Annotated in this window: 9 protein-coding genes; all 9 read right to left on the bottom strand. The window is 58.7% G+C overall.

The features are described 5' to 3' along the window. Window positions 1-58: 58 nt before the first annotated feature. Window positions 59-1,006: an acetyl-CoA carboxylase carboxyltransferase subunit alpha gene (locus F8N21_RS24185; protein WP_150644523.1), complete on the bottom strand. Its 948-nt coding sequence runs from the start codon at window positions 1,004-1,006 to the stop codon at window positions 59-61. 154 nt (window positions 1,007-1,160) lie between these two features. Next, window positions 1,161-4,682, bottom strand: coding sequence for a DNA polymerase III subunit alpha (dnaE, locus tag F8N21_RS24180; RefSeq protein WP_150644522.1), 3,522 nt, complete (start codon window positions 4,680-4,682; stop codon window positions 1,161-1,163). A 75-nt stretch (window positions 4,683-4,757) separates the two neighbouring features. Then, the gene (gene rnhB, locus F8N21_RS24175; protein WP_150644525.1) at window positions 4,758-5,384 is read right to left on the bottom strand and encodes a ribonuclease HII; all 627 of its coding nucleotides are present in this window, start codon (window positions 5,382-5,384) and stop codon (window positions 4,758-4,760) included. Window positions 5,385-5,395: 11 nt separating this feature from the next. Next, window positions 5,396-6,526 carry a lipid-A-disaccharide synthase gene (gene lpxB / locus F8N21_RS24170; RefSeq protein WP_150644521.1) on the bottom strand — a complete coding sequence of 377 codons (1,131 nt, stop codon included), beginning with the start codon at window positions 6,524-6,526 and terminating at the stop codon, window positions 5,396-5,398. Between the two features lie 2 nt (window positions 6,527-6,528). Continuing rightward, window positions 6,529-7,305: an acyl-ACP--UDP-N-acetylglucosamine O-acyltransferase gene (gene lpxA, locus F8N21_RS24165; RefSeq protein ID WP_150644520.1), complete on the bottom strand. Its 777-nt coding sequence runs from the start codon at window positions 7,303-7,305 to the stop codon at window positions 6,529-6,531. Continuing rightward, on the bottom strand, window positions 7,302-7,742 hold the full coding sequence (gene fabZ / locus F8N21_RS24160; protein WP_150644519.1) for a 3-hydroxyacyl-ACP dehydratase FabZ: 441 nt from the start codon (window positions 7,740-7,742) through the stop codon (window positions 7,302-7,304). Before fabZ ends, lpxA begins: the two co-directional genes overlap by 4 nt. A 108-nt stretch (window positions 7,743-7,850) precedes the next feature. After that, a complete protein-coding gene (gene lpxD, locus F8N21_RS24155; protein WP_150644518.1) occupies window positions 7,851-8,906 on the bottom strand; it encodes a UDP-3-O-(3-hydroxymyristoyl)glucosamine N-acyltransferase in 1,056 nt (351 codons plus the stop codon). Between the two features lie 3 nt (window positions 8,907-8,909). Then, window positions 8,910-9,413 carry an OmpH family outer membrane protein gene (locus F8N21_RS24150; protein WP_150644517.1) on the bottom strand — a complete coding sequence of 168 codons (504 nt, stop codon included), beginning with the start codon at window positions 9,411-9,413 and terminating at the stop codon, window positions 8,910-8,912. 45 nt (window positions 9,414-9,458) lie between these two features. Continuing rightward, the gene (bamA, locus tag F8N21_RS24145) at window positions 9,459-11,831 is read right to left on the bottom strand and encodes an outer membrane protein assembly factor BamA (RefSeq protein ID WP_150644516.1); all 2,373 of its coding nucleotides are present in this window, start codon (window positions 11,829-11,831) and stop codon (window positions 9,459-9,461) included. Window positions 11,832-11,839 lie beyond the last annotated feature (8 nt).

The raw sequence follows: 11,839 nt of genomic DNA, 5'->3' as shown, positions 1-11,839 counted from the left end.
GAGCTGCCGAAGGCTGCGATCTTTTAAAGACAACCTCGGGCAAAAAGTCAGCCGCGAATCAGAGACCGTAGCTCATCAGACGCTCGTAACGACGGGCCAGCAGCGCTTCGGTATCGAACTTCTTCAGCATCGCCAGCTGCGAGCTGAGCTCGGCACGGATCGAAGCAGCCGCAGCGGCCGGATTACGGTGCGCGCCGCCCAGTGGTTCGCTGATGACCTTGTCGACGATGCCCAGGCCTTTCAGGCGCTCGGCAGTGATGCCCATGGCTTCGGCGGCATCCGGGGCCTTTTCGGCGGTCTTCCACAGAATCGAGGCACAGCCTTCCGGCGAGATCACCGCGTAGGTCGAGTACTGCAGCATGTTCAGTTGATCGCAGACACCGATCGCCAACGCACCGCCGGAACCACCCTCACCGATCACGGTAGCGATGATTGGGGTTTTCAGGCGCGCCATGACCCGCAGGTTCCAGGCAATCGCTTCGCTCTGGTTACGCTCTTCGGCGTCGATACCCGGGTAAGCCCCTGGCGTATCGATGAAGGTCAGGATCGGCATCTTGAAACGCTCGGCCATTTCCATCAGGCGGCAAGCCTTGCGATAGCCTTCCGGACGAGGCATACCGAAGTTGCGACGAACTTTCTCGCGCACTTCGCGGCCTTTCTGGTGACCGATGATCATCACCGGCTGATCGTCCAGACGAGCAACGCCACCGACAATGGCAGCGTCGTCGGAAAAGTGCCGATCACCGTGCAGTTCATCGAACTCGGTGAAGATGTGATCGATGTAATCCAGGGTGTACGGGCGACGCGGGTGGCGGGCCAGGCGCGCAATCTGCCAGCTGGTCAACTTGCCGAAGATGTCTTCGGTGAGCGTGCTGCTCTTGTCTTGCAGACGAGAGATTTCATCGCCGATATTCAGCGAATTGTCATTACCGACCAAGCGCAACTCTTCGATTTTGGCTTGCAGGTCGGCGATCGGCTGTTCGAAATCAAGAAAATTCGGGTTCATAGGCGTCCGTCTTGGGTCGACGTCCAAGGGAGCTTGGGCCGGCCGGTTGTCTATTCGCGCCCTACCTTAAGGGACAGGCGCGTTCAGGTCGAGATTAAAAATCCTGGTCGAGATCAGGGCGCGCTCATTAATGGCAAAGAACGGCACCTGACCGTCAACGGTATTGGAGGAAGACGTTGTCTCGCCCGAACTGGTCACGCAGGGCTTGAATCAAGCTGTCTGCCGGGTCAATTCGCCAGGTCTCGCCAAACTGCAGCAAGGCCTTGGCGTCCTGGCCGGTGTACTCCATGGTAATCGGGCAGGCTCCACGATGACGCTTGAACAACTCGCCCAGCCAGCGCAGCCGGTCCCCTTTCAGGGCTTCGGTGCCGACCTTCAAACGCAGGCTTTCGGCCAGATTGGTGCGAGCGTCTTCCATGCTCATCACCCGCTTGACCCGCAGGCGCAGGCCACCGGAGAAGTCGTCGTTGCTGACCTCGCCTTCGACCACCACCATCGCATCGGTCTGCAACAGCGACTGTGCCGAGTGGAACGCCTCGGCAAACAGCGATGCCTCGATCCGCGCCGAGCGGTCGTCGAGGGTGATGAAGCCCATCTTGTCGCCCTTTTTGTTCTTCATCACCCGCAGGGCGATGATCATGCCCGCGACCGTCTGGGTATCCCGGGCCGGTTTCAGGTCGATGATGCGCTGACGGGCGAAACGGCGGATTTCACCTTCGTATTCGTCGATCGGGTGACCGGTCAGGTACAGGCCCAGGGTTTCTTTCTCCCCGCGCAGACGATCCTTGAGGGTCAGCTCCTTGGCCTTGCGGTGGGTGGCGTAGACGTCGGCGTCGGCTTCGACGAACAAGCCACCAAACAGATCCGCATGCCCACTGTCATGGGTGCGAGCCGTTTGTTCCGCAGCCTTGATCGCTTCCTCCATCGCGGCCAGCAACACCGCCCGGTTCTGGTCGATGCTGGCTTGCCAGGCTTTGGGTTCATCATGGAAGTACGGGCCGAGGCGGTCCAGCGCGCCACTGCGAATCAAACCGTCGAGGGTGCGCTTGTTGATGCGTTTGAGGTCGACCCGGGCGCAGAAGTCGAACAGATCCTTGAACGGACCTCCCTGACGCGCCTCGGTGATGGCTTCCACCGGACCTTCGCCCACGCCCTTGATCGCGCCGAGGCCGTAAAGGATACGGCCCTCATCGTTCACCGTGAACTTGAACTCCGAAGTGTTCACGTCCGGTGCGTCGAGGCGCAACTTCATGGTCCGCACTTCTTCGATCAAGGTCACGACCTTGTCGGTGTTGTGCATATCCGCTGACAGTACCGCCGCCATGAACGGCGCCGGATAGTGGGTTTTGAGCCACGCGGTCTGGTACGACACCAGGCCATAGGCGGCGGAGTGGGATTTGTTGAAGCCGTATCCGGCGAATTTTTCCACCAGATCGAAAATGTTACCGGCCAGGTCGGCATCGATATTGTTGGTCGCGCAACCTTCAATGAAACCGCCGCGCTGCTTGGCCATTTCCTCGGGCTTTTTCTTGCCCATGGCTCGGCGCAGCATGTCCGCTCCACCGAGGGTGTAACCGGCCATGACCTGGGCGATCTGCATCACCTGTTCCTGATACAGGATAATGCCGTAGGTAGGCGCCAATACTGGCTTCAAACCTTCGTACTGGTAGTCGATATGCGGGTACGCGAGTTCGGCACGACCGTGCTTGCGGTTGATGAAGTCGTCCACCATGCCCGATTGCAGCGGGCCGGGCCGGAACAGCGCCACCAGTGCGATCAAGTCTTCCAGGCAGTCGGGCTTGAGCTTTTTTATCAGCTCTTTCATGCCCCGGGACTCGAGCTGGAACACCGCCGTGGTTTCGGCCTTTTGCAGCAGTTGATAAGTCGGTTTATCGTCCAGCGGGATAAAGGCGATGTCCAGCGGCGGCTGGTCGACCTTGGCGCGGTCGCGGTTGATGGTCTTCAACGCCCAGTCGATGATCGTCAGGGTCCGCAGGCCGAGGAAGTCGAACTTCACCAGACCGGCAGCCTCGACGTCGTCCTTGTCGAACTGGGTCACCAGGCCGTCGCCCGCTTCATCGCAATAGATCGGCGAGAAGTCGGTGAGTTTGGTCGGTGCGATCACCACGCCACCGGCGTGTTTACCCACGTTCCGCACGACGCCTTCGAGCTTGCGGGCCATCTCCCAGATTTCCGCGGCCTCTTCATCGATCTTGATGAAGTCCCGGAGGATTTCTTCCTGCTCGTAGGCTTTTTCCAGGGTCATGCCGACTTCGAAGGGAATCATCTTCGACAGTCGATCCGCCAGGCCATAGGACTTGCCTTGCACCCGTGCAACGTCACGGATCACCGCTTTCGCCGCCATGGAGCCGAAGGTGATGATCTGGCTCACCGCATTGCGACCGTATTTATCGGCCACATAATCGATCACCCGATCGCGACCGTCCATGCAGAAGTCGACGTCGAAGTCGGGCATGGAGACCCGTTCCGGGTTAAGGAAACGTTCGAACAGCAGATCGTATTCCAGCGGGTCGAGGTCGGTGATCTTCTGGACGTAGGCGACCAGCGACCCGGCACCCGACCCACGGCCAGGACCTACCGGCACGCCGTTGTTCTTGGCCCACTGGATAAAGTCCATAACGATCAGGAAGTAACCGGGGAAGCCCATCTGGATGATGATATCCAGCTCGAAATTCAGCCGGTCGACATAGACCTGTCGCTTGGCGTCGTAGTCCTCGGTAGTATCCTTGGGCAGCAGGACGCTCAGGCGATCCTCGAGGCCGTCGAACGACACCTTGCGAAAGTATTCGTCGATGGTCATGCCATCGGGAATCGGGAAGTTGGGCAGGAAGTGCTTGCCCAGCTTCACTTCGATGTTGCAGCGCTTGGCGATCTCGACGGAGTTTTCCAGCGCCTCGGGCAAGTCGCTGAACAGCTCGGCCATTTCTTCGGCGCTTTTGAGGTACTGCTGATCGCTGTAGTTCTTCGACCGCCGCGGATCGTCGAGGGCGCGGCCTTCGCCGATGCAGACGCGGGTTTCGTGGGCTTCGAAGTCTTGCTGCTTGATGAAGCGCACGTCGTTGGTCGCCACCAATGGCGCACCGACCTTCCCGGCCAGGGCCACGGCAGCGTGCAGATGTTCTTCGTCGTTCGGGCGGTTGGTGCGCTGCACTTCCAGATAGAAACGATCCGGGAACACCGCCATCCAGTCACGCGCGAGGATTTCGGCTTCCTGCGGATTGCCGCCGAGCAGGGCAATACCGATTTCGCCCTCCTTCGCCGCCGACAGCATGATCAAGCCTTCGCTGGCCTCGGCCACCCACTCGCGCTCGATGATGATCGAGCCATTGCGCTGACCGTCAATAAAACCGCGGGAGATCAATTCGGTGAGGTTGCGGTAGCCGACCCCGTTCATGGCCAGCAGGCTGATTCGGCTCAGCGCGTTTTCCGGATCTTTGTTCGACAACCACAGGTCGGCACCACAGATCGGCTTGATCCCGGCGCCCATGGCCGCCTTGTAGAACTTGACCAGCGAACACATGTTGTTCTGGTCAGTGACCGCCACGGCAGGCATGTTCATACCGACCAGGGTCTTGACCAGCGGTTTGATCCGCACCAGACCGTCGACCAGCGAGTATTCAGTGTGCAGGCGTAGATGAACGAATGAAGCCGGCATAGTGATCCTGTGTAGAACTCGAAAACGACAAGGCCCGGATTGTACCGGGCCCTGAGCAAAACATCAGCCTGTTGACTAAACCTTGATCAAGCCTTCGAGGGCCTCATAAGCCAGCCGCACCGGAGCGAAAGAGCGTCGATGAATCGGCGTCGGCCCCAGGCGGGCCAGAGCTTCCAGATGTACAGGCGTCGGATAGCCTTTGTGCCCGCCAATGCCGTAGCCAGGATAAATCAATTCGAAAGCAGCCATTTCACGGTCACGGCTGACTTTGGCCAGGATCGAAGCCGCAGCAATTGCCGGCACCTTGCCATCACCCTGGATGACCGCTTCGGCCTGCATCGACAGTTTCGGGCAACGATTGCCATCGATCATCGCCAGTTTCGGTGTGATGCTCAGCCCTTCCACCGCGCGCTGCATGGCCAGCATGGTGGCATGCAGAATGTTCAGCTGGTCGATTTCCTCGACTTCAGCACGAGCGATGCACCAGCTCAGGGCCTTTTCGCAGATTTCGTCGTAAAGCTTCTCGCGACGGGCTTCAGTGAGCTTCTTCGAATCGTTGAGGCCGAGAATCGGCCGGCGCGGATCAAGAATCACCGCTGCTGTTACCACGGCACCGCACAACGGGCCGCGACCGACTTCATCGACACCTGCAACCAGATCTTCAGCATCGGCGACCAAGGTGAAATCCAACCCCAACTGCATCTTTATTTTACTCATTGTAGTGTGCCGATCAGCTTCAGTACCGCTTCAGCGGCCTGATTCGAGGCATCGCGACGCAATGTCCGGTGAATCTCGTCGAAGCCTCTGGTTTGCTCTTCACCGTCCCCGACCAATGGCGCCAACGTCTGCGCCAGGGCTTGCGCAGTCGCATCGTCCTGCAACAACTCGGGCACCAGCAAACGCTGCGCCAGCAAGTTAGGCAAAGAGATGTAAGGGCTTTTGACCATGCGCTTGAGAATCCAGAACGTCAGCGGCGCCAGGCGATAAGCGACCACCATCGGCCGCTTGTACAGCAGGGCTTCCAGGGTCGCGGTGCCAGAAGCAATCAACACCGCATCGCAAGCGGCAAGTGCCTGGTGGGAGCGACCGTCGAGCAGGGTCAGCGGCAAGTCGCGGCCGGCCAGCAACGCTTCGAGTTGCACACGGCGCTCGGGACTGGCGCAGGGCATGACAAAACGCACACCCGGGCGAAGGGCACGCAGGCGCTCGGCGGCATCGAGAAACAGCCCACCGAGCCGGCCGACTTCCCCGCCACGACTGCCCGGCATCAACGCCACCAGCGGTCCAGCGGGCAATCCGAGCTCGGCACGCGCCGCGGCGCGGTCCGCTTGCAGCGGGATCGCATCGGCCAGCGAGTGTCCGACAAAACGTACCGGCACCCCCTGCTCTTCGTAGAATTTCGCCTCGAACGGAAACAGCGTCAGCATCAGATCGCAGCCTTCGCGGATCTTCAGCACGCGCTTCTGACGCCAGGCCCAGACTGACGGGCTGACGTAATGCACGGTCTTGATCCCGGCCTGGCGTAGCTTGAGCTCGATATTGAGGGTGAAGTCCGGTGCATCGATACCGATGAATACATCCGGTTTTTCGGCGATCAATGTCTGGATCAGCTTTTTGCGCCGGGCCAACAGCTCGCGCAAACGCCCCAGAACCTCGACCAGCCCCATGACGGCCAGGCGCTCCATCGGGAAATAGGAGGTCAAGCCTTCGGCCTGCATCAGCGGACCGCCGACTCCAATAAACTCAACCGAGGGATGCCGGGCCTTGAGCGCGCGCATCAAACCCGCGCCGAGAATATCGCCGGAAGCCTCGCCTGCCACCAGTGCTACACGCAAAGTGGCCATGATTAACGAGTAATGCCGCGAGTCGAAGACTGGATCGAATCACGGAACACGGCGACTTCAGGAAACTGTGCAGACGACTCGGCCAGTTCGGCCAATGCCTGATCGACAGTCAGCCCCTGGCGGTAAACCACCTTGTAGGCACGACGCAGGGCGTGAATAGCGTCTTCGCTGAAACCGCGTCGGCGCATGCCTTCGAAATTCATGCTGCGGGCCTCGGCAGGGTTGCCGAACACCGTGACATAAGCCGGAACATCCTTGCCGATGGCGGTACCCATGCCGGAAAAGCTGTGGGCGCCGATATGGCAGTACTGGTGAACCAGGGTAAAGCCGGAGAGAATTGCCCAGTCTTCAACGTGCACATGGCCAGCCAACGCGGTGTTGTTGACCAGGATGCAGTGGTTGCCGATGACGCTGTCGTGACCGATGTGGGCATAGGCCATGATCAGATTGTGATCGCCCAGGGTCGTTTCGGCACGATCCTGAATGGTTCCACGATGAATCGTCACGCCTTCGCGGATGACGTTATGGTCACCTATCACCAGACGGGTTTCTTCGCCTTTGTATTTCAGATCGGGCGTGTCCTCACCTACCGAGGAAAACTGGTAGATGCGGTTGTGCTTACCGATTCGGGTCGGGCCCTTGAGAATCACATGCGGCCCGATCACTGTACCCTCGCCGATTTCCACACCAGCGCCGATGATCGACCAAGGGCCGACCTCGACGTCGTCGGCCAGAACGGCCGTCGGATCGATGATTGCGCGAGGGTCAATCAAACTCATAGTTTGCGTTCCGCGCAGATGATTTCCGCGGAGCAGACCGGCTTGCCGTCGACCGAAGCCCTGCATTCGAACTTCCAGATCTGACGCTTGCAGCTCAAGAATTTGGCTTCGAGTATGAGCTGGTCACCTGGCGTTACCGGCTGGCGGAAGCGCAGCTTGTCGGAACCAACGAAGTAGTAAAGGGTGCCATCGGCAGGCTTCACATCCAGCATCTTGAAACCAAGGATACCGGCAGCCTGAGCCATCGCCTCGATGATCAGTACGCCCGGCATGATCGGATGCGCCGGGAAATGACCATTGAAGAAAGGTTCGTTGATGCTGACATTCTTGTAGGCACGAATGTACTTGCCCTCAACATTCAGCTCCGCTACACGATCCACCAGCAGGAACGGGTAACGGTGGGGCAGGTATTCGCGAATCTCGTTGATGTCCATCATTTCGGGGGGAAGCCTATGTAAAGATTGGGAGTGCGCGATTGACGCGCACGCCTCTAGCAAATCAAGGAGGCAGTCTAGCGGCTGTGCACACTTGATATGGAAATGGTATCAGCCATCTGATGAAGCATTACCGCCAGGGGTCACGTCCCCTACACGCTTTTCCAATTGTCGCAGGCGTCGCGCGATGTCATCGAGCTGACGGATGCGTGCCGCGCTTTTGCGCCATTCGGCTGCCGGTTGCATCGCTGTACCGGACGAATAGGAACCCGGTTCGGTGATCGAATGGGTGACCATGGTCATCCCGGTCAAGAACACGTTGTCGCAAATTTCGATGTGCCCAACCAGCCCTACGCCACCGGCAAGCATGCAATGCCTGCCGATTTTGGTGCTGCCGGAAATCCCCACGCACGCCGCCATGGCGGTGTGATCACCGACCTGCACGTTGTGAGCAATCTGAATCTGGTTATCGAGCTTCACCCCATTGCCGATCACGGTATCGGCCAACGCGCCGCGGTCGATAGCGGTATTCACGCCGATCTCCACATCGTCACCGACCAGTACGCCGCCGATCTGGGCAATTTTCTGCCAGACACCTTTCTCGTTGGCAAAGCCGAAGCCTTCACCGCCCAGCACCGCGCCGGACTGAATGACCACTCGCTGGCCGATCCGCACGTCGTGGTACAGCGTAACCCGCGGTGCCAGCCAGCCGTCTTCGCCAATTTCACAGCGGGCTCCGATAAAACAGTGAGCCCCGACCGTGACGCCGGCGGCAATCCGCGCAGCGCTTTCGATCACTGCAAAAGCACCAATGCTCGCGGCCGGATCGACCACCGCGTCCTCAGCCACGACTGCCGTCGGATGAATACCGGCACTGGCCTTGGGCTTGGGGTCGAACAGATGGGAAATCCGCGCATAGGCAAGGTACGGGTCAGCCACCACCAGTGCATCGCCGACAAAACCTTCGGCGTCAGCGGCCTTCAGCAACACGGCTGCGGCCCGGCTGTCAGCCAGGTATTTGCGGTATTGGGGGTTTGCCAGAAAACTCAACTGAGCTGGGCCAGCCTCCTGCAAAGTGGCCAGCCCAGTGATTTCTTTCTCCGGGTCGCCACGCAAGGTGGCGTCGAGGAACTCGGCCAGCTGGCCGAGCTTTATAGTCGCGGCCATGGATTACTTCAGCTGATTCATGCGCTCGATAACCTGGCGCGTGATGTCGTACTGAGGCTTGACATCAATCACTGCGCCACGCTCGAAGACCAGGTCAAAAGCACCTTTCTTGATGACTTCTTCCACAGCGCTGTCCAGTTTCGGCTTGAGCTGCTTCAACATTTCACGGTCGGCAACGGCTTTGGCTTCGTTCAATTCCTTGGACTGGAACTGGAAGTCACGGGCCTTTTGCTTGAACTCGAGCTCAAGGCGTTCACGTTCGCCCTGGGCCATCTTGTCGCCACCACTGACCAGGCGGTCCTGGATGCCTTTGGCGCTGCTTTCCAGGCTTTTCAGCTTGCTCAGCTGCGGGCCGAATTTCTTCTCGGCATCCACGGCGTATTTTTTCGCCGCATCGGATTCCAGCAGTGCCATTTGATAGTTCAGCACTGCGATTTTCATGTCGGCAAATACCGGGGTCGCTACCAGGACTGTCGCCAGGAGAACCAATTGAGTCAACTTACGCACGATGCACTCCTACAAAATCCATTGTCGTTATCTTGGGTCAGACTCTTAGAAAGTCTGGCCGAGGGAGAATTGGAACACCTGGGTCTCAGCGTCATCCGGTTCTTTGATCGGCATCGCCAAAGCAAAACTTAACGGCCCAAGCGCGGTAATCCAGGTCACGCCGACACCGACGGAGCTGGCCAGACCGTCAAGGCCGATGTCGTTGCATTCAACCTTCTTGCCGGAAGTCGTGACCTTGTTCGAATTGCAATTGCTGTCGAACACGTTACCCACGTCCCAGAACAGCGAGGTCCGCAACGAGCGTTGATCTTTCACGAATGGCAGAGGGAACAGGAGCTCAGCACCACCTTGAATCAATACGTTACCACCGAACGGCAGCGTATCCTGATCCGGGTCTCTGAGGGTACCTGGGTTCGTACCCTGGCTAGGCGTACTACGCGGACCAAGGGTGTTGTCCTTGAAGCCACGAACCGAGTTGAAACCACCGGCGAAATAGTTCTCGTAGAACGGTAGACCATCGGTCGAACCGTAACCATCACCATAACCCAGCTGTGTGTGCAGGCGCATGGTGTAGTTGTCAGTCAACGGCTGGAACACCTGGCCGCGGTAGTCGAGCTTGAAGAACGACAGGTCGCTGCCAGGCGTCGTGCTTTCCAGCACCAGGCTCTGGGAGTGACCACGGGTAGGCAGCACGCCTTTGTTCAGGGTCGACTCGGACCAACCGGCCGAAGCCTTGAAGTTCAAATACTTGTCGCCTTCCTTGCTGACGAAGTCGAAAATCTCGTCAACGGTGAACTGACCGGTCTTGATCTCATCTTGTTGCGCAGACAGGCCGAAGGTCAGACGCGAAGTCTCGCTGATCGGGTAACCGACGCTGACGCCGGCACCCAGGCTGTCTACCGCATAGCTGGCAACGTCGACATCGAGCTCGTCGTAGTCAGTGGTGCGATAGAAGGCGTTGTAACCCAGGCTGACACCATCCGCCGTCCAGTAGGGGTCGACATAACCGAAGTTATAGCGGGTCTGGTATTCACTGCGGGTCAAGCCGACGCTGACCTTGTTACCGGTACCCAGGAAGTTGTTCTGGGTGATCGAACCACCGAGAATCAGACCGGCGCTCTGGGCGAAACCGACGCTGGCGGTGATCGAGCCGGAAGCTTGTTCTTCGACACTGTAGTTGACGTCGACCTGGTCGTCGGTGCCCGGCACGGCCGGGGTCTCGACGTTGACTTCCTTGAAGAAGCCCAGACGCTCCAGACGGGTTTTCGACTGGTCGATCAGGTAGGTCGAAGCCCAACCGCCTTCCATCTGACGCATTTCCCGACGCAGTACTTCGTCTTCCGACTTGGTGTTGCCACGGAAGTTGATACGGTTCACGTAGGCACGCTTGCCCGGGTCAACCACGAAAGTGATATCGACCGTGTGGTCTTCCTCGTGGGGCTGCGGTACGCCGTTGACGTTGGCGAAGGTGTAGCCTTCGTTACCCAGACGACGGGTGATCAACTCGGAGGTAGTGGTCATCAGCTTGCGCGAGAACACCTGGCCCTTCTGCACCAGCAGCAACGACTTGACCTGGTCTTCAGGCACTTTCAGGTCGCCGCTCAGCTTGACGTCACGAACGCTGTACTTGTCGCCTTCGTTGACGTTGACCGTGATGTAGACGTGTTTCTTGTCCGGGGTGATCGATACCTGGGTCGAAGCGATATCCATGTTGATATAGCCGCGGTCCAGGTAGTAGGAACGCAGACGCTCCAGGTCGCCGGAGAGTTTTTCACGGGCATACTTGTCATCGTTCTTGAAGAACGACAGCCAGTTGGTGGTCTTGAGTTCGAACAGGTCGATCAGGTCTTCATCGGGGAAGACCGTGTTACCCACCACGTTGATGTGCTGGATGGCAGCGACCGTGCCTTCGTTGATATTGACCTTCAAGGCAACGCGGTTGCGCGGCTGCGGCACCACTTCAGTGTCGACCGTCGCCGAGTAACGGCCTTGAGCAACGTATTGGCGCTGCAGCTCGTTACGCACCCCTTCAAGGGTCGCACGCTGGAAGATTTCGCCTTCGGCCAGACCGGATTGCTTGAGGCCCTTCATCAGGTCTTCAGTGGAGATCGCCTTGTTACCCTCGATCTCGATACTGGCGACAGAGGGCCGCTCGACTACAGTAATAACCAGGACATTGCCTTCGCGGCCCAGTTGGATATCTTGAAAGAAACCGGTTTTGAACAACGCACGAGTGGATTCCACCAGGCGACGATCGTCCGCCTGCTCGCCGACGTTCAGCGGCAAGGCACCAAAGACACTACCCGCGGAAACCCGCTGGAGGCCATTGACGCGAATATCAGAGATAGTGAAGGACTCAGCGTGAACTTCGGCGATCATCAATACGGAGAGAACCGCAGTTAGCAGCAGACGTTTCATGAAGTCCT

It is taken from the genome of Pseudomonas fluorescens (assembly GCF_902497895.1).
GTDB lineage: Bacteria > Pseudomonadota > Gammaproteobacteria > Pseudomonadales > Pseudomonadaceae > Aquipseudomonas > Aquipseudomonas fluorescens_BP.
The sequence above is the reverse complement of the archived record's forward strand: the minus strand, read 5'-3'. Positions and strand labels throughout refer to the sequence as shown.